Origin of the sequence: Vreelandella azerica (assembly GCF_013112225.1) — a bacterium.
GTDB classification, from domain to species: domain Bacteria; phylum Pseudomonadota; class Gammaproteobacteria; order Pseudomonadales; family Halomonadaceae; genus Vreelandella; species Vreelandella azerica.
On record NZ_JABFHI010000002.1, the window covers coordinates 460,991 to 476,729 of the forward strand.

A 15,739-nucleotide genomic window follows, 5' to 3' on the forward strand; every position below is an offset into this window, starting at 1 on the left:
ATTCCAGCGTCATGCAGTGCAGGCACAGTGAAACCTTCCATGAGTTTGCGGGTTCACTGCGCTATGAAAATCCTGATGCTGTCAGACGTTTACTTTCCCCGGGTCAATGGTGTGGCAACATCGATTGCCAGCTTTCGTGCAGCGCTGATACGCCAAGGGCATGAGGTAGTACTGGTTTGCCCCGAGTATCGCGGCGATGAGAAAGATGAGCCGGGCATCTGGCGAGTGGCGTCACGTTCGGTGCCGCACGACCCGGAAGATCGCATCATGCGCTACCGGCATGTAATGGCACTGGTCTGTGGGCTCAATCCCCGCCACTTCGATATCATTCATGTGCATACGCCCTTTATCGCCCACTATGCCGGTATTGCACTGGGAAAGCGGTTTGGTATTCCCGTAGTCGCCACTTATCACACCCTGTTTGAAGAATACCTGCACCATTATGTGCGCTGGTTGCCTCAACGCTGGCTGCGTTTTGCAGCGCGCCGCCTGTCTGTTCACCAGTGCCACCAGCTTGATGCCTTGATCGTGCCGTCGCGGATCATTGCCGATACCCTGCAACGCTATGGCGTCAGGACGGCACAGCGGGTGATTTCAACCGGCCTGGCGCCGGAACTGTTTGCCAAGCCCACCGGCGAGGACGATTTTCGTCAGCGCTACGGCTTGCCCGCGAAGGCGCCTTTGCTGCTGTTCGTCGGGCGGGCGGCGTTTGAGAAAAACATCCACTTTCTGATTGATATGCTGCCTGGCGTATTGGCAAAGCATCCCCAGGCACGCCTGGTGATTACCGGTGAAGGGCCGGCGCTGGAAGCATTAAAGCGCCATGCTCATCACACAGGTGTTGCTGAAGCGGTGGTATTTATTGGCTATCTGGAACGCTCTGGGTCGCTGCAGGATGCCTATCGTGCGGCGGATGTGTTTGTCTTTGCCTCACGTACCGAAACCCAGGGCTTGGTGCTGCTGGAAGCCATGGCGATGGCCACACCCGTAGTTTCCACCGCCGTGATGGGAACTAGTGAGGTGTTAGTGGACGGCGAGGGCTGCCTGATAGCCGACGACAATCAGCAGGATTTTGCCTGCAAGGTGAACCAGCTTTTGAGTCATGCGCCCCAGCGTATCGCCTTGGGGGTACGTGGACAGGCGTATGCGGCGCAATGGCATGAAGACATTAAAACCGCCGAGCTGGTGGCTTTTTATAGGCAACTGGCTAGCTCCTAATACCCCGTCATTTCCAGGTAACCTACGCCCCTGGCCGCCTGGGAATTAGCATCACGCACGACGACCTCTCCTTCCCAGTAAGGAACCGAGGTGTCCATCCAGCGGTTGGGGTGGCGGGCTTTTACCTCCAGCTGCAGGTCGCTTTCAGGAAGCGTCAGCGCCCAGCGGGTTGGAACGTCGCGCCCGGCAACCGGCTGGCTTTCCAAGGGGGTCAAAGTGACACTGTCAGGGCCTTGCTGCTGTGTGTGGCCATCAGCGCCTATCAGGTGGGCAAACTGGTAGTCGCCGCCGTCTTTGCCGCCTCCTCGCAATCGATAGGCCATCAGCTTTCGGCCATCGTCCAGATGCAACGAAAACCAGTCCCAGCCGCTTTGCTGGCCGGAGATAAGTTGGCTACCCCATTCTCTGTCCAGCCAGCCCTGGCCGCTTACCTGCTGGGTTTCACCGTTGAGCGTGACCTGCCCTGTGATCTGCAAGAACGGTTGGCTGTAGTAGTGGGTGCCCTGGCCTTCTACCGTTTTGGCGTTGAAGCCATTCTGGCCGTGCAGCACCAGCGGGCCTTGCGCTGTCAGGGTCAGGTCATACCCTGAGCGTTCTTCACCTTCACCGCTGTAGGCGCTCAATTCAAAGCGCTTAAAGTTGGCCTGAGGCGGGCTTTTAAAGGTCCAATCATCCAGCCAGGCCTGGAAAGGCGCGGCGATCACCCCGGCCTGACCATCGTCATGGGCACTGTGGCTGCGGGCAAAGCGCTCAGCAGCGATATGCGCTTCCCCGCGTGAAATCCCCATATGCGCCATCCACACCTGATCAGCGGCCCATTCGGAAGTCTCGGGGCGCTCGTCAGGCGGCATCAGGGCCTGGCGAAACAGTGTCCACTGTAAGCCTAGTGGCTGGCCCTGGGCATTTTCCAGATTGGCGGTGAGGTACCACCATTCGATGCGGTAATCCGGATGTGGGCCGTGATCAGCCGGAAATGTCAGCGGCGTGTCCGCGCTGGCCTGAGCATAGGCGGCAGCATCCGCGCCCAGGCCAGCAAAGCCTTGCGTAGCGGCGCTATCAGTGGGGGCGTCCTGACAGCCAGCAAGTATTCCTGTCAGGGCTGCCACACTCAGTACAAATAGGTAAACAGGCTTCATGCGCTTCCCTCATTGAGCATGGCACGGGGCGAAGTACGCCACAGTTTGAGCGCGGGTAGAGCCGCCGCCAGCAAGGCCACAGCCACCGCCGTGGCCAGGGTAGCGGCAATGCTCCATGGGAACACTATCAAGGGCAGCCGCCAGCCAAAGGCTGCCACATTGATAATGGCGACCAGCACCAGGTAATCGCGATTCCCAGCGGAATGGCGGCCACCGCAGTCAGCAGCGCCAGGCCGCCCAGCTGATAAAGCGGCAACAACGCCAGCTTACGCCGGGAAACCCCCATGGCCCAGAGCGGCGCTACCTGGCGCTGACGCTCTCGGGCCTGGGCTAACAGGGTCGCCAACAGCGCCAGAGCGGCCACGCCCAGGGTCAAGACATTCAAGGCGCGGGTGATGGCAAAGGTGCGCTCGAAAATCTGGGTGGCCAGCTCCTTGACCTCCTGCTGGTTGATCAGGGCTTCATCGCTCAGGTCGTAACGTTCCGTCAAGGCTTGGCGAAAAGCGGCTGTATCAGCTGTGTTATCCAGCACCAGCCCCAGTGAGGCCAGCTCGCCGCTGAAGTCTTCAAGCAGCGTCTGGATCGGCATCAGCAGCTGGCCGCGAGGGTTGCCGTAATCCGGATAGATGGCGGCAATGCTGACGTTGATCGGGCCATCCTGGGATTCCAGTATGACTATCGCCCGGCGTCAGCTGCGCGGCCACCGCCAACTGCTCGTTGATAAACACGCTCTGGCCTGTGCTGAAAGTCGACCAGGCTTCAGCTGACCCGCTGATGGTCTCCAAAAGCGGCCACTGATCGGTAAGAGTAGGCACCGGCGCAATACCAAACAGGGCTATTTCACGCTGCTCGGCCTGGGCGTTACTGGAAGCAGGCGTCAGCTGGCTGCTGCCCTGGGCAGTGGGCAGGGTGCCCGTTACCTCAGGTTGAGCATCCAGCCATTCCAGCATGGGCGAGAGCGTCGAGGGGGCTGCGTTAACATATAAAGGCGCCGCCAGGCGCTGATCCAGCCATTCCAGAAAGGTCAGCCGAAACCCGCCAACCATGCTGCTGACGCCGAGGTTGGTGGCCAGGGCAATCAACAGGGCCATCATAGCAAGGGAGAGACGCGGCAGCTGTAGCTGGCAGTCTGCCACTGCCCAGTGAGCCAAAGGGCGGTGGCGGAGATATGTTTGCAGTTGTTGCAGCAGGCCATTCAGCAAGGGCGGTAGAGCCAGGGCACTGAACAGCAAGAGTGTTGCCACCAGCGCAAAGCTGCCCAATAGCCCCTCGCCGGGCGGCTGGGATCTGATCCACACCAGTATTCCAACGGCTAAAACAGTCGACACCATGGCACCTTGCAGCATACGTTTAAGCTGGCGCTGATACCCCTGACGCCAGGCCTGAGCCTGCCCCAGGGCCAGAATATTCAGGCGCGCGGCCCGCCATAGCATGCTGCTACCGGCCAGCAGCAAACCGCCCAGGGTGACGCCGATACTGCCCAGCCAGTAATGCCAGGGCAGCGCCAGGCGGCGGCTGACATCTGCCTGATACAGGGAGGACAGGGTGGTGGCCACATCCGGTAGCAGGGTGCCAGCCAGCCATAAACCGCTGACCAGACCCAGGCCAGCCCCCAGCAGGCCGAGCAGCAAAAGCTCCAGGGCAATGGCCAAGACCAGAGTAAGCGCTGGAACTCCCAGCGCCCGGAGCGTTCGCAGCGTGGCCATGCGCTGTTCCATGGCCAGCCCCAATGCGGCCTGAACAATAAACAGGCCCACCACCAGGGAAAGCAGCGCCAGGGCCATCAGGTTAAGGTGGAAGCTGTCTGTCAGTTGGCCGGGGAGGCAATTGAAGCCGCCCGAGTCAAACGGTAGCCCTCGGGCGGGCTTGCCAGCGCACCAGGCGGGGTGACAAGTTGGCTCAGAGCTGCGCCGCTGTCCAGCAGTTGAGCGGCAGCGGCAATATCCATCACCAGGGTGTTGGGCGGCAGATCCGGGCGTAACGCCAGAGGGGGAGCGTTTGGCCGTTGGTGGTGACTGGTCTGGCGTCTTGTGCTGTATCTGCGGAAATACCTATGGCACTGAGCGTTTCCGGGGCCAGCTGGGTTTGCCAGGGCGGCGTGAAGAATGCTGTTAACGAGGCGCCTGCGTCACTGCCTAACGCATTATTGGCAGGCAGACTGAAGATATCCATGCCGATCACCGTCAGGCGTTGCTCGCCAATCTGGATACTGCCTTCCAGCAGCGGCGATACTGGCCATCCGGCGCGGCGCAGGGTGAGGTAATCGTCTCGGGTCAGTGGCGCACCATCGCGGCGGGTCAGCTGGTCAACCTCCGAGCTGAACAGTGCATTGGCCCGGGCGTAACTGTCTTTAGCGGTGGCGTTGACCGCCTGTACGCTGCTCCACAGGGCGCTCGCCACCCATAGGCCCAGCAGCAACATCGCCAGCTGGCCAGGGTGGCGGCGGTAATGGCCGAGCAGGGTGAGCAGGACGCGCCAGATCATGCCGGTTCATCCTGCAGGTGGCCACGTTTCAGGCGAACCAGCCTATCCAGCGGGGCGGCAACGCGGGCGCTATGGGTAACCATCAAAAGTGCACAGCGGGTTTCGGCCACCAGTTCCAGCAGCAAGCCAAGCACTGTGTCGGCGCTTTGCTCATCCAGGTTGCCGGTGGGTTCATCGGCCAATAGCAAACGTGGGCGAACGGCCAGGGCGCGACCGATGGCCAGACGCTGTTGCTGGCCACCGGAAAGCTGCTCAGGGTAAACGCTTTCCCTGCCACTCAGCCCCAATCGATGGATTAAGTGGTTTGTCCATTCAGGGTCTTCACGTTGCGCCAGCCGTGCCTGCAGGCGCAGGTTATCAATCACTTTCAGACTGGGAACCAGATGAAACTGCTGAAACACCAGGCCCAGCTGGTGGCAGCGCAGCTGCGCCCGGGCAGCGTCATCCAGCTGCGCCAGGTTCTGGCCATCGATCTTGATGCTGCCCTGATCAGGAACGTCCAGCCCGGCGGCCAGATGTAACAGCGTGGATTTACCGCTCCCGGATTCTCCCATCAGCGCCAGGCTTTCACCTTCATCCAGGCTTAGATCAATGCCGTTAAGCACTGGCAACTCGCCCTGTGGTGTACTAAAGGCTTTGTGTACCTGACGCAGGCTCAGCATGCATTGCTCCTGACGGTGTAAAAGGAATAAAGTATACAATATCTATACATAAATTCCATTCAGTAAGATTATGGTATGGTTTAAGTGGATGAAAAGCCATGGTGTTAGCTGCGAACGATTGATTTTGTCGCTGCCTGGCCCTATAAACACTTCAGACGCTTTCCTTCATCCTTCACTTATGGACGCTTATGTTCCTGCTTGTCTTGACCGCGACCCTGTCGATTGGCTTCTCCTTTTTATGTTCGATTCTTGAAGCGGCGCTGCTATCGATTACCCCCAGCTACATTGCCAAACTCAAGGAAGAGCACCCTCGCGTGCATGCCGCCTTGGTTGAGCTGAAAGCCAATATTGACCGTCCGCTGGCGGCGATTCTTACCCTGAATACCATCGCCCATACGGTGGGCGCCACCGCAGTAGGTGCCCAGGCGGCGGTGGTGTTTGGTGAGGCATCCATCGGGATTGTTTCGGCGGTGATGACCATGCTGATTCTGATTGTGTCGGAAATTATCCCCAAAACCATTGGTGCCACCTATTGGCGCGGCTTGGCACCCTGGCTGCCCAAGATACTCAAGCCGATGATTGTGATGCTATTGCCGTTTATCTGGATGTCAGAACAGATCACTCGTCGGCTGGGAAAATCCGAGCATGACGTAGACCTGCGCGATGAAATCAAGGTGCTGGCCCGGGTCGGGCTCGAAGAGAAAGTACTCGACGCTGATGAGTCGCGCACCATTACTAATATGCTCAACCTGCATGATATCCCGGTCAGCAAGGCGATGACCCCACGTACCGTATGTGAAACCGTGCCGCCGCACATGACGGTAGCCGAGTTTGATGCCACCTATGGCAAGTCGCCGTTCACCCGTTTTCCGGTGATGGATAACGGCGAGCAGGCCTTTGGCTATATCCACAAGGCAGATATGTATCAGGCGGAAGATGACCAGATCATGAAGGTGCTTATGCATCCGATTGCCAGTGTAGACGTTTCCCATAACGTCGAGCAGGTGTTCACCGCCATGCTGCGTGACCGCCTGCATATGCGGGTCATCTATGATGAGCACGGTACCTTTGTCGGCCTGATTACGCTGGAAGATATTATCGAGACCATTCTCGGCCAGGATATCGTCGATGAAACCGACCATGTGGATAACCTGCGTAGCTATGCCAAGCAGCAGTGGCTCAAGCGCATCAAACATGCCCGAGGGGATGAATAGCAGAGTAGGTGAGAATCTTTTGGGTAGTACGTCCATTTTTAGTAAACCTTAAATTTTTAGAAAGTTGACACTGCTGGCGCTCCATCGCTAGAGTTGGTTAACTTTTAAAATTAAAAAGGTTTACTTGTGACCGACGTTGCTTTCAATAACACTGCTCCGCGCCATGACTGGTCGCTGGACGAGATCAGAGCGCTATTTGCGCTGCCCTTTAACGATCTGCTGTTCAAGGCGCAGCAAGTGCATCGCGCGCACTTTGATGCCAACGCGGTGCAAGTGTCTACCCTGCTGTCAATCAAGACCGGGGCCTGTCCGGAAGACTGTAAATACTGCCCCCAGTCCGGCCACTACAACACCCAGCTCGAAAAAGAAAAGCTGCTGGAAATAGAAAAAGTCGTGGCCCAGGCCAAGGCGGCCAAGGAAGCCGGTGCCAGCCGTTTCTGTATGGGGGCAGCATGGCGCAGCCCTCGGGACAAGGATTTACTGCTGGTCGAAGAGATGGTGCGTCAGGTGAAAGCACTGGGGCTGGAAACCTGCATGACACTGGGCATGGTCAACGGTGATCAGGCTAGCCGCTTGGCGGCGGCGGGGCTGGATTACTACAACCATAACCTGGATACCTCCCCCGACTTTTACGGCGAGATCATCACTACCCGTACCTTCAGCGATCGCCTGGATACTCTGGCCACTGTGCGCGAAGCGGGCATGAAAGTATGCTCCGGCGGTATTCTCGGCATGGGGGAAAGTGCCCAGGACCGCAGCGCCTTGTTACAGCAGTTGGCGAAGCTGTCACCGCATCCGGAATCCGTGCCGATCAATATGTTGGTAAAAGTGCCGGGCACACCGCTGGAAAACGTTGAAGATCTTGACCCCCTTGAGTTTATTCGCGCCATCGCGGTGGCACGCATCATGATGCCGCAAAGCCACGTACGTCTCTCCGCTGGCCGCGAGCAGATGAGTGAATCAACGCAAGCGCTGGCCTTTCTGGCTGGGGCTAACTCGATCTTCTACGGCGATAAACTCCTGACTACCGGCAACCCCCAAGCCGACCGCGACCGCGCGCTATTTGCCAAACTGGGTCTGCACTCAGAGCGCCGCGATACCTGTGAAGATGAGGCGGTTCATACCCAACGACTCACCCAACAAGCCCAGCAAGGCGCCCAGGCAGAACGGGCCGCTGCACTGGCGGTAGATGCCAGTAGCTGATATTTGGCGTCAGTCTGGCGCTGGCTGACAACAAAACTCAGGCGGGATCAATCGTCATCAGCAGGTACTTTTCGCTATCGGCGTGGTTCAGGCCGGTGGCATAAAATTGCCGAGCCCTGAGAGGGCTGCGGCAACGAGAAGATGACGCTTCAATAAAAAAGAGCAGGGGTCAGGCGTGGTTGCCCAGCGCCTTGAGCTGTTCAGGGCTCATGGCCAGGTCTTCGTTGTGGTTAACGCCAATGCCATGGTCAATGATGCTCTGGGCAATCTGCTGGGCTTCGTCCAGTGAGTGCATGGTATAGGTGCCGCACTGGTACTCGTTGAGCTCAGGAATATCTTCCATACGCTTGACGTTCAGAACATCCTGCATGGAAGCGATCCAGGCGTCGGCAACGTCTTGTTCGCTCGGAGTGCCCAGCAGGCTCATATAGAAGCCGGTGCGGCAGCCCATTGGCGAGATATCAATGATCTCGATGCCGTCACCGTTGAGGTGCTCGCGCATGAAACCAGCGAACAGGTGCTCCAGCGTATGAATACCCTTTTCGCCCATGATGTCCTTGTTCGGCTTGTTGAAACGCAGATCAAAGACCGTGATGGTGTCGCCGGAGGGCGATTGCATGGTCTTTGCCACGCGAACCGCCGGGGCTTCCATAATGGTGTGGTCTACTGTAAAGCTGTCGAGAAGAGGCATAGTAACTCCTGCTGTTCAGGGAGTGAATGCGGCTGAATGTGCCGCACCTTGTGATCACTTTCGAGTTTAACAGACCGCCTCGTGATTGGCACAACGCCCTTGCAAAGATAGAGATCGCCAACAGCCCTTTATGTTCCGCAGAGCTTACTCCCAGGCGGGGAAGGGGTCAGCCAGTTCGCGCCAGCTTTTCATGCCTTCCAGCAATTCTGCCTCGCTGAGCAGGCAGTCGTTAAGCGCCTGCTGCATTCTTTGCTTATCCATGTCCTGGCCGATAAACACCAGTTCCTGGCGCATATCGCCAAAGGGCTCCTGCCATTTTTCCATGATGTAGCCGCGATACTCGGGGTCATCCGGCCAATTGCTTTCAGGCACCGCCTTCCAGAACACCCCTGCCGGAGCGTAGTGGGCGATACCGCCGGCCTGGCTCCACTGCCCGGCAACCTGCGGGCGGGTGGCCAGCCAGAAAAAGCCTTTGGAGCGCAACAAACCTTCTCCGAACCAGTCCTGATGCAGCAGGTCGTGGAACTTCTGCGGGTGAAAAGGGCGGCGGGCGTGAAAGGCAAAGCTGGATATACCGTACTCCTCGGTTTCCGGTACATGTTCGCCGCGCATCTCCTTGAGCCAGCCCGGCGCCAGCTGTGCCTTTTCAAAGCTGAAACGGCCGGTATCCAGCACTTTATCCAGCGGCACCTGGCCTTGGGTAATAGGCACAATCTCGGCATCCGGGTTGAGCGAATTCAGGATGGCCTTGAGGGTAGAAAGCTCACTGTCACTGATCAGGTCAGTCTTGCTGACCAGCAGCACATCACAGAATTCGATCTGGTCAACCAGGAGGTCAGCGACGTTACGTTCGTCGTCTTCCCCCAGGCTTTCGCCAGCTTCCGCCAGGCTTTGAGCTTCACGGTACAGGTTCAGGAAATTGGCTCCATCCACCACGGTGACCATAGTATCCAGGCGCGCCACCTGGGAAAGGCTTTGGCCATCTTCGCCTTCAAAGGTGAAGGTTTCCGCGACGGGCAGTGGCTCAGAGATGCCGGTGGATTCGATCACCAGGTAATCAAAGCGGCCCTCCCTGGCCAGCTGGTTAACCTCAATCAGCAAATCTTCGCGCAGGGTGCAGCAGATGCAGCCGTTGCTCATTTCCACCAGCTGTTCTTCGCGCCGGTTCAGGGTGACGTCCTGCTCGCTTCCGGCGTTGCCACGTACCAGAGCGGCGTCGATATTGACCTCGCTCATATCATTGACGATCACCGCTACCCGGAGACCTTCGCGGTTGGCGAGAATATGGTTGAGAACCGTGGTTTTACCGGCTCCCAGAAAGCCGGAAAGGACAGTCACGGGGAGCGGGTTAATGATATCAGTCATGGTATTGGAACCTTATAATAATCAGCGTGATATGACGTTAGTAAGATGAAGGTGCTGAGCGTGTTCAGCGGCGAGCCAAGCGCTGCCAGCCTTGGGATGCCAGGGTACTGATCACAAAAAACGCGGCGGCCAGCGACACTATGGTCGGCCCTGTCGGGGTATCAAAGGTATAGGCCGCGCCTAGCCCGCCAGTGGTCGCGGCCATGGCCACCAGGGCGGCAAGCAGCGCCATCTGTTCCGGGGTGCGGCTGAAAGGCCGCGCTGTTGCCGCGGGAATAATCAGCAGGGCGGCTATTAACAGCGCCCCGACAACCTTGAGGGCAACGGCCACCACGATGGCCAGCGCCACGGTCAGCACCAGCTGCTCGCGGCGCGGGTTGATATGGCTGGCATGGGCAAGTTCTTCATTCAACGTGGCGGTTAACAGCGCCTGCCAGCGCCATAGCATCAGGCCGATGACCAGAACGGCTCCGGACCAGATAATCGCAAGATCGCTTTTCCCCACCGCGAGAATGTCGCCAAACAGATAGGCGTGCAGGTCAATGCGCACGCCGGAAACAAAGGAGACGGCGACCAGCCCGATGGCCAGGGCGGAATGCGCCATTACCCCCAGCAGGGTATCCATGGCATAGCCTTTGCCGCTTAAGGTGGAGACACAGAATGCCATGAGCAGGGCAATGCCAATCACACCGACAAAAATGGAGATATTCCACAGCAGGGCCAGGGCGACCCCCAGAATGGCGGCATGGGCGGTGGCATCGCCGAAATAGGCCATCCGCCGCCAGACCACAAAACACCCTAGCGGCGCGGCGGCTAACCCGACGCCAAGCCCTGCCAGGGCCGCACGCCACATAAAATCATCCAGCATGGCGCAGTGTCTCCTCATCGTGATGGCTCGTGTGTTGATGACGATAGAAGGCCAGAGTGCTGGCCGTTTGGTCGCCGAAAAGCGCCTGGTATTGGGGTGACGAGGCCACTCTTTCCGGCTGACCCTCACAGCAGATATGCCCGTTCAGGCAGATCACGTGGTCCGCCGTGCGCATCACCACATGCAGATCATGACTGACCATCAAGACTGCGCATTGGGAGCGCTGGCGGATCTGCTCAATACGCTGATAGAACTCGGCAACGCCTCTGTGATCCAGCCCCTGAGTGGCTTCATCCAGCAATAAAAGCGATGGGCGTGACAGCAGGGCACGCGCCAGTAACACCCGCTGCAGCTGGCCGCCGGAAAGATGATTCATGGCCGCATTGAGCAGATGTTCGGCCCCCGCCTGTTCCAGCGCCTCGCCAATCTCATGGCTGGCATGCCGCTTAGGCAGGTTGATGAAGCGGCGCACCGTCATCGGGAAGGTGGGGTCCAGGTGCAGGCGTTGGGGCACATAGCCAACGCTCAGGTCGGGTGAGCGGATAATGCGACCAGCAGACGGTTTGATGGCACCTATCAGCGTCTTGACCAAGGTGGACTTACCGGAGCCGTTGGGGCCAATCAGGGTCAAAATCCGCCCAGGCCGCAGCACCAGGTTGATATTATCCAGAACAGGCTGTTGGCCAAACCGAACGGTTAGCTGCTCGGTTGTCAGCAGGGCATCACCTGTTGCGGATGGACGCGAAAACATAACAGACTCCGAGTTGATTTATTGTTATGTTATAACATATGTTATGTAGGTGCCAAGCGTTAACCGATGCAGCTAAATAAAACAGCTAAACGAATCAACCTGAAAGGAGTGCTTTGAATGAATAAACCGTTTGCCCGTGTGGCATTGCCGCTGGTGTTGGGGCTTCCATTGACGGCGTTGGCCGATGTGCCAAACGTTGCCGTAGATATTCCGCCGGTACATTCGCTGGTCAGCAAGGTGATGGGGGAGCTGGGCGAGCCTGAGCTATTCATGCAGCAGGGGGCGTCGCCGCATGGCTATTCGCTGCGCCCTTCGGAAGCACAAACGCTGGATAACGCTGAACTTGTGGTCTGGGTCAGCAATGATCTGACACCCTGGCTTACAAGCCCGCTGGCATCCTTGGCCTCTGAAGCTGCGCATCTGGAACTGATGGCTCTGGACGAGACCCAGGTGCTGAACTACCGCGACCGGTCAGTAGCGCTTATGGCAGCGCAGGACGACCACGACCATCACGGTCATGAAGAACACGATCATGAGAACCACGGCCACGACCATCACGGCCACAGCCGCGAAGGTCAGGATCCTCATGGCTGGCTTGACCCAGAAAATGCCCGCCTCTGGCTGAATGCCATTGCCCGCCGTCTAAGCACGCTGGACCCGGAAAATGCTGAGACCTATCAAACCAACGCCACTCAGGCAAAAGCTGACCTGCTAGGCTTGCAGATGGCGCTGGAAGAGCAGTTTGCTGAACAGCCCACGCCGCGCTTTGTGGTTTTCCATGATGCCTATCAGTATTTTGAGCAGCGTTTTGAGGTGCCCTCGGAAGGCGCCATTTCCCTGGGGGATGCTTCTGATCCAAGCCCCGCACGCATTGAAGCGCTTCAGCAACATGTGCGCGAAAATGCTATTCAGTGCGTGTTCAGTGAGCCGCAGTTCAACGCCGCCATGGTGGAAAATGTCTTCGCTGATACCCCCGCCGTGATGGGCGTGATCGACCCTCTGGGCGTTGAGCTGCCGCTTGGGCCAACGTTGTACGATCAGTTGCTGCGCCAGTTGGCCGATGCGCTTGAGCAATGCAGTGTGCAGCAGCCAATATAGTGACCCTGTCCGGTGCGATTGCCCAAAGCAACGACAAATGCAGCATGACCACCCTGCAGCTTTTCAGGTATAAGGTTATGAGTATGTATGTCATCCTTGGGCTAGCTTAATGTTGCCAAGGGTTTCCTGAAAGGAGGTTTGCCATGCAGAAGCGTCATGTTGATGTTGCGGTGATCGGGGCGGGCAGTGCCGGGCTGAGCGCCTGGCATATGGCACGCAAGAGCGCCGATGATGTGCTGTTGATCGAAGCCGGTGAGTACGGTACTACCTGCGCACGGGTCGGCTGTATGCCTTCCAAGCTATTGATTGCCGCCGCTGATGCGGCCCATCGCGCGCGCCAGGCGGGCACCTTCGGCGTCAAGGTGGCCGAGGTCGACATTGACGGTGAGGCGGTGATGGCGCGGGTCAAAGGCGAACGCGACCGCTTTGTCGGTAACGTTCTCAAGTCAATGAAGCGCATTCCAGAAGATCAGCGCCTGCGTGGCCATGCCCGCTTTATTCAGCCCCACACCCTGCAGGTAGGTGACCACACCCAGGTCACTGCCAATGCCATCGTGATTGCCACCGGCTCGCGCGCCACCTGGCCGGGCTTTTTTGAAGCGGCGGAAGATCGCCTGATTATCAATGATGACGTCTTTGAGTGGGAGACCCTGCCTGAATCGGTGGCCGTTTTCGGCCCAGGGGTGATTGGCCTGGAACTGGGGCAGGCACTGAGCCGTTTGGGCGTGCGCACCCGCACGTTTGGGGTAGGCGGGGCGATTGGGCCCTTGCAGTCAGACAAGGTGCGCGAGATAGCCGATGAGCTGTTTAACGCCGAGTTCTACCTGGACCCGGATGCTGACGTACAGAAGATCGAGCGCAGCACCGAGGGCGTCACCTTGACGTTCGTTGAGCGCACCACCGGCAAGGTGTTGACCGAAACCTTTGATTACCTGCTGGCAGCCACTGGGCGGCAGCCCAATGTGGATAAGCTGGCGCTGGAAAATGCTGGGATTGAACTGAGTGAGCGCGGCGTGCCGAGCTTTAACCGCTTTACCATGCAGTGTGCCAACACAGATGGCAGCGCCAGCCATATCTTTATTGCCGGTGATGCCAACCAGGCCGTGCCGCTGCTGCACGAAGCGATAACCGAAGGCCAGATAGCCGCACGCAATGCCGCCAACTTGAATGACATCAAGGCAGGGCGGCGCAATGTCCCCCTGGCAATTGTGTTTACTGAACCGCAAATGGCCAGCGTCGGGGATAGCCGCGCAAGCCTGGAAGCACGTTTCGGCGGCTGCGATTGTATTGCCGAAGGCGGCGTATCTTTTGATGACCAGGGCCGAGCCGTGGTGATGGGGGAGAACCACGGCTATCTGGCACTCTACGCCGAACACGGCAGCGGGCAGTTTCTGGGCGCTGAGATGCTCGGGCCAAGGGTTGAGCATATGGCGCATTTATTGGCCTGGGCGCTGGAGCAGAAAATGACCGTCAGCGACATGCTGGCAATGCCGTTTTATCACCCGGTATTGGAAGAAGGCCTGCGCTCCGGCCTGCGTGATCTGAATGCCAATCTTCAGCTAGGCCCGGCCGTAACGGAGCGCTGCATGGAATGTGGCCCAGGGGACTGATGGCAGCGTTGGCCTTGGCCACCCAGCACTCCTGGAACATTGCGCAGCTGGGTGGCGTCGCGTCGGCTAATATTGTTGAACGCGCAGAGTGTTCATCCAATATCAGGACGTGCGGTTCAATCACTGTTAAATGCCGGTGATAGCCAGGTCCAGAGCCCCAATAACCTGGTTTCTGAAGTGTGACAGGGATCCAATGGGGCTCTTGAGGTGTTTTTTGGGCACAGCGGAAATTTGCGGCGTTAACAGCAACAGCTTCTGATCGGCAAAGCTGATTTCTGGAGTCAGCCCCTGCATGGTTTCGCCACCGAAGGCAGAACCTTTACCCAAGGGGATAACAATGCGAGTTGCCAAATCGCTCAGGAGACTGCTCTGAATATCCACCAGATAAGGGTAGTGAGCCTTACTGGCTTTGCTCGGGTTGGGTATACATCGAACTGTGCCATCAGAACTCTCTGAATTCGTCGCCGAAGCATCCATGTTGTTCGACGAAATCGTTGTAACTTTTATCGCAGCGCGATTTTCTTCAACCCATTGTGTGGCTTCGCGTTTTGAAAGTTCTTCTTTTAGAGCTTGCTCCAGGGTGGCAGACAAATTAATGTTCAGTTCCCGGGTTTTACGCAGCAGATCGCTGTTGATTGAGAGGTTCGCTGTTTTTTTGGGGGCGGCTGAATTATAGAGTTCGGCCATGCGGGTCTCCGAAAAGATCTTGAATATACAGTTTAACCTTATGTGCATGGCTGTGCGCATGAAAGCATTTACCAATGGCTGTCGTCGGAGGTGCCTGCGCTGGCGCTCCGCCAAGGCGGTGAGCAGTCACTGCTGATCGTAGTGTCCTCCAAGGGCGAAAATATAAATGAGCTGGTCATCGAACCGGTAGATCAGCCTGTCCTTTTGTGAGATTCGTCTTGACCACAAGTCTGATAAGTTGTGTTTAAGCGGTTCAGGTTTGCCGGTGCCAGTGGATGGATCTTGAGACCGGAGCATTTCTTTCAACAGTTTACACAGAGCCTTGTGCAGCTTTTTGTCTTTCTCGCGCATCCTCTCATAGGCTTCCCGGGTGTTGCCCTCAAAGACCAGTGGTCTCATTCATCTGCTCATCATCAGGTGTATATCCTTGGCCACGGTTGTGAGTATCGAGGGAAGTCGCAATCTGTTGCATCAGGTCTCGGTTCTGGAGAACGTGAAGGGTTTCTTGCTCTCTTTCCCAGTCCTCAGCGCTTATAATCACGAAAGCTTCTCCGGCACGACGCGTCACCTTGAGGGGGTCGTGCCTACTGATCACCTGCTCTACAACGCTTTTCAGGTTGTCTCTGAACTTGTTTACGCTGATGATATCCATAACTCCCCTTTATGTACGGAAATACCGTACGATTGTTGCGTGATCACCCTAACAAGGCTAAGTACATCGACAGCTTTTTCATTGCGGCTTCGCCTCTACA

19 protein-coding genes are annotated in these 15,739 nt (G+C 57.6%); 5 read left to right on the forward strand and 14 right to left on the reverse strand.

The window, feature by feature from the left end:
- The first annotated feature begins 75 nt into the window (after positions 1 to 75).
- A complete protein-coding gene (locus HLB35_RS06185) occupies positions 76 to 1,218 on the forward strand; it encodes a glycosyltransferase (RefSeq protein WP_235937007.1) in 1,143 nt (380 codons plus the stop codon).
- On the opposite strand, the gene HLB35_RS06190 is transcribed toward HLB35_RS06185, so the two are convergent.
- From HLB35_RS06190 to HLB35_RS06200, 7 genes are read right to left on the reverse strand one after another with little or no spacing between them, the layout of a single operon-like run.
- Positions 1,215 to 2,354, reverse strand: coding sequence for a lipocalin-like domain-containing protein (locus tag HLB35_RS06190; protein WP_171701910.1), 1,140 nt, complete (start codon positions 2,352 to 2,354; stop codon positions 1,215 to 1,217). The two genes, HLB35_RS06185 and HLB35_RS06190, sit on opposite strands and share 4 nt — an antisense overlap.
- Complete coding sequence (locus tag HLB35_RS17825) at positions 2,351 to 2,485, reverse strand: hypothetical protein (RefSeq protein WP_268895886.1); 135 nt, start codon at positions 2,483 to 2,485, stop codon at positions 2,351 to 2,353. Before HLB35_RS17825 ends, HLB35_RS06190 begins: the two co-directional genes overlap by 4 nt.
- On the reverse strand, positions 2,482 to 2,943 hold the full coding sequence (locus HLB35_RS16995) for an FtsX-like permease family protein (protein WP_235937008.1): 462 nt from the start codon (positions 2,941 to 2,943) through the stop codon (positions 2,482 to 2,484). The genes HLB35_RS17825 and HLB35_RS16995 overlap by 4 nt, the downstream gene beginning before the upstream one ends.
- Entirely contained in the window at positions 2,921 to 4,138 is a 1,218-nt protein-coding gene (locus HLB35_RS17000; protein WP_235937009.1) for an FtsX-like permease family protein, read from the reverse strand. The genes HLB35_RS16995 and HLB35_RS17000 overlap by 23 nt, the downstream gene beginning before the upstream one ends.
- A gap of 23 nt (positions 4,139 to 4,161) precedes the next feature.
- Positions 4,162 to 4,302 carry a hypothetical protein gene (locus HLB35_RS17005; RefSeq protein WP_235937010.1) on the reverse strand — a complete coding sequence of 47 codons (141 nt, stop codon included), beginning with the start codon at positions 4,300 to 4,302 and terminating at the stop codon, positions 4,162 to 4,164.
- The gene (locus tag HLB35_RS17010; RefSeq protein WP_235937011.1) at positions 4,302 to 4,838 is read right to left on the reverse strand and encodes a hypothetical protein; all 537 of its coding nucleotides are present in this window, start codon (positions 4,836 to 4,838) and stop codon (positions 4,302 to 4,304) included. The genes HLB35_RS17005 and HLB35_RS17010 overlap by 1 nt, the downstream gene beginning before the upstream one ends.
- A complete protein-coding gene (locus HLB35_RS06200) occupies positions 4,835 to 5,500 on the reverse strand; it encodes an ABC transporter ATP-binding protein (protein WP_171701911.1) in 666 nt (221 codons plus the stop codon). The genes HLB35_RS17010 and HLB35_RS06200 overlap by 4 nt, the downstream gene beginning before the upstream one ends.
- Before the next feature lie 188 nt (positions 5,501 to 5,688).
- Here HLB35_RS06200 and HLB35_RS06205 point away from each other — a divergent pair, with 188 nt between their 5' ends.
- Both HLB35_RS06205 and bioB read left to right on the forward strand, forming a co-directional pair.
- A complete protein-coding gene (locus tag HLB35_RS06205; RefSeq protein ID WP_171701912.1) occupies positions 5,689 to 6,714 on the forward strand; it encodes a CNNM domain-containing protein in 1,026 nt (341 codons plus the stop codon).
- Between the two features lie 126 nt (positions 6,715 to 6,840).
- Positions 6,841 to 7,917 (forward strand): biotin synthase BioB, encoded by a 1,077-nt coding sequence (gene bioB / locus HLB35_RS06210; protein WP_171701913.1) that lies wholly within the window; start codon positions 6,841 to 6,843, stop codon positions 7,915 to 7,917.
- Between the two features lie 169 nt (positions 7,918 to 8,086).
- On the opposite strand, the gene luxS is transcribed toward bioB, so the two are convergent.
- The 4 genes from luxS to HLB35_RS06230 form a co-directional block, all read right to left on the reverse strand.
- On the reverse strand, positions 8,087 to 8,608 hold the full coding sequence (gene luxS / locus HLB35_RS06215; protein WP_171701914.1) for an S-ribosylhomocysteine lyase: 522 nt from the start codon (positions 8,606 to 8,608) through the stop codon (positions 8,087 to 8,089).
- Between the two features lie 144 nt (positions 8,609 to 8,752).
- The gene (gene zigA / locus HLB35_RS06220) at positions 8,753 to 9,973 is read right to left on the reverse strand and encodes a zinc metallochaperone GTPase ZigA (protein WP_216601425.1); all 1,221 of its coding nucleotides are present in this window, start codon (positions 9,971 to 9,973) and stop codon (positions 8,753 to 8,755) included.
- 64 nt (positions 9,974 to 10,037) lie between these two features.
- Positions 10,038 to 10,841, reverse strand: a complete 804-nt coding sequence (locus HLB35_RS06225) for a metal ABC transporter permease (RefSeq protein ID WP_171701915.1) — start codon at positions 10,839 to 10,841, stop codon at positions 10,038 to 10,040.
- Positions 10,831 to 11,592, reverse strand: coding sequence for an ATP-binding cassette domain-containing protein (locus HLB35_RS06230; protein ID WP_171701916.1), 762 nt, complete (start codon positions 11,590 to 11,592; stop codon positions 10,831 to 10,833). Before HLB35_RS06230 ends, HLB35_RS06225 begins: the two co-directional genes overlap by 11 nt.
- Positions 11,593 to 11,709: 117 nt before the next feature.
- Between HLB35_RS06230 and HLB35_RS06235 the strand changes: the two genes are divergently transcribed.
- Both HLB35_RS06235 and HLB35_RS06240 read left to right on the forward strand, forming a co-directional pair.
- The gene (locus HLB35_RS06235) at positions 11,710 to 12,690 is read left to right on the forward strand and encodes a zinc ABC transporter substrate-binding protein (RefSeq protein WP_171701917.1); all 981 of its coding nucleotides are present in this window, start codon (positions 11,710 to 11,712) and stop codon (positions 12,688 to 12,690) included.
- Between the two features lie 143 nt (positions 12,691 to 12,833).
- Positions 12,834 to 14,300, forward strand: a complete 1,467-nt coding sequence (locus HLB35_RS06240) for a dihydrolipoyl dehydrogenase (RefSeq protein WP_171701918.1) — start codon at positions 12,834 to 12,836, stop codon at positions 14,298 to 14,300.
- 126 nt (positions 14,301 to 14,426) lie between these two features.
- Here the strand turns inward: HLB35_RS06240 and HLB35_RS18795 are convergent, their stop codons facing one another.
- The 3 genes from HLB35_RS18795 to HLB35_RS06260 all read right to left on the reverse strand — a co-directional run bounded on the left by HLB35_RS18795 (position 14,427) and on the right by HLB35_RS06260 (position 15,639).
- The gene (locus tag HLB35_RS18795; protein ID WP_422822423.1) at positions 14,427 to 14,987 is read right to left on the reverse strand and encodes a CcdB family protein; all 561 of its coding nucleotides are present in this window, start codon (positions 14,985 to 14,987) and stop codon (positions 14,427 to 14,429) included.
- A gap of 126 nt (positions 14,988 to 15,113) precedes the next feature.
- Positions 15,114 to 15,386: a Txe/YoeB family addiction module toxin gene (locus tag HLB35_RS06255; protein ID WP_171701919.1), complete on the reverse strand. Its 273-nt coding sequence runs from the start codon at positions 15,384 to 15,386 to the stop codon at positions 15,114 to 15,116.
- Positions 15,367 to 15,639 carry a type II toxin-antitoxin system Phd/YefM family antitoxin gene (locus HLB35_RS06260; protein WP_171701920.1) on the reverse strand — a complete coding sequence of 91 codons (273 nt, stop codon included), beginning with the start codon at positions 15,637 to 15,639 and terminating at the stop codon, positions 15,367 to 15,369. The genes HLB35_RS06255 and HLB35_RS06260 overlap by 20 nt, the downstream gene beginning before the upstream one ends.
- Between the last annotated feature and the right edge of the window lie 100 nt (positions 15,640 to 15,739).

Bases quoted from the DNA above. Each gene is read 5' to 3' on its own strand.
- HLB35_RS06185 (WP_235937007.1), top strand. From the start codon at position 76: ATGCTGTCAGACGTTTACTTTCCCCGGGTCAATGGTGTGGCAACATCG.
- HLB35_RS06190 (WP_171701910.1), bottom strand. From the start codon at position 2,354: ATGAAGCCTGTTTACCTATTTGTACTGAGTGTGGCAGCCCTGACAGGA.
- HLB35_RS16995 (WP_235937008.1), bottom strand. From the start codon at position 2,943: ATGCCGATCCAGACGCTGCTTGAAGACTTCAGCGGCGAGCTGGCCTCA.
- HLB35_RS17000 (WP_235937009.1), bottom strand. From the start codon at position 4,138: ATGGCCCTGGCGCTGCTTTCCCTGGTGGTGGGCCTGTTTATTGTTCAG.
- HLB35_RS17005 (WP_235937010.1), bottom strand. From the start codon at position 4,302: ATGGATATTGCCGCTGCCGCTCAACTGCTGGACAGCGGCGCAGCTCTG.
- HLB35_RS17010 (WP_235937011.1), bottom strand. From the start codon at position 4,838: ATGATCTGGCGCGTCCTGCTCACCCTGCTCGGCCATTACCGCCGCCAC.
- HLB35_RS06200 (WP_171701911.1), bottom strand. From the start codon at position 5,500: ATGCTGAGCCTGCGTCAGGTACACAAAGCCTTTAGTACACCACAGGGC.
- HLB35_RS06205 (WP_171701912.1), top strand. From the start codon at position 5,689: ATGTTCCTGCTTGTCTTGACCGCGACCCTGTCGATTGGCTTCTCCTTT.
- luxS (WP_171701914.1), bottom strand. From the start codon at position 8,608: ATGCCTCTTCTCGACAGCTTTACAGTAGACCACACCATTATGGAAGCC.
- zigA (WP_216601425.1), bottom strand. From the start codon at position 9,973: ATGACTGATATCATTAACCCGCTCCCCGTGACTGTCCTTTCCGGCTTT.
- HLB35_RS06225 (WP_171701915.1), bottom strand. From the start codon at position 10,841: ATGCTGGATGATTTTATGTGGCGTGCGGCCCTGGCAGGGCTTGGCGTC.
- HLB35_RS06230 (WP_171701916.1), bottom strand. From the start codon at position 11,592: ATGTTTTCGCGTCCATCCGCAACAGGTGATGCCCTGCTGACAACCGAG.
- HLB35_RS06235 (WP_171701917.1), top strand. From the start codon at position 11,710: ATGAATAAACCGTTTGCCCGTGTGGCATTGCCGCTGGTGTTGGGGCTT.
- HLB35_RS06240 (WP_171701918.1), top strand. From the start codon at position 12,834: ATGCAGAAGCGTCATGTTGATGTTGCGGTGATCGGGGCGGGCAGTGCC.
- HLB35_RS18795 (WP_422822423.1), bottom strand. From the start codon at position 14,987: ATGGCCGAACTCTATAATTCAGCCGCCCCCAAAAAAACAGCGAACCTC.
- HLB35_RS06255 (WP_171701919.1), bottom strand. From the start codon at position 15,386: ATGAGACCACTGGTCTTTGAGGGCAACACCCGGGAAGCCTATGAGAGG.
- HLB35_RS06260 (WP_171701920.1), bottom strand. From the start codon at position 15,639: ATGGATATCATCAGCGTAAACAAGTTCAGAGACAACCTGAAAAGCGTT.